Genomic DNA, 464 nt, shown 5'->3' on the forward strand with positions numbered 1-464 from the left:
CTGTCGTGCTGCGCCAGCAGCGCGCGCAGCGCTGCTGCCAGTGCGTCGGTGTCGAGTGGTCCAGGGCTCGCCAGCAGTACCGACTGGTTCCAGTGATGGCGCGCCGGGATGTCGGTGGCAAAGAACTCGGCCTGGATCGGCGTCAGCGGCACCGCTCCGGTCACCGGACCGGGGTCGAAGGCGGTGGTCGCCAGCGGCTGCGCCACCGCGGCCAGCGCGGCCAGTGTCTGGTGCCGGAACAGGTCCTTCGGACTCAGCGCGTACCCCACTGCACGCGCGCGACTGACCACTTGCAAGGACAGGATGGAGTCGCCGCCGAGTGCGAAGAAGTTGTCGCTGACGCCGACGCTGTCGAGGCCGAGGACTTCCTGCCAGATCGCCGCCAGCTGCGCTTCGGTCGGGGTCCGGGGGGCCAGCGTCGCCGTGCTCGCCCGTTCCGGCGCCGGCAAGGCCCGCCGGTCCAG

The 464-nt window shown here is 71.6% G+C and carries 1 protein-coding gene; it reads right to left on the reverse strand.

The annotated features are described in order from the left end of the window. Positions 1-464: phosphopantetheine-binding protein (locus ACW73L_RS22170; protein ID WP_498924712.1), on the reverse strand; the 464-nt coding region annotated here is incomplete at both ends.

Source organism: Methylolobus aquaticus (assembly GCF_054172105.1).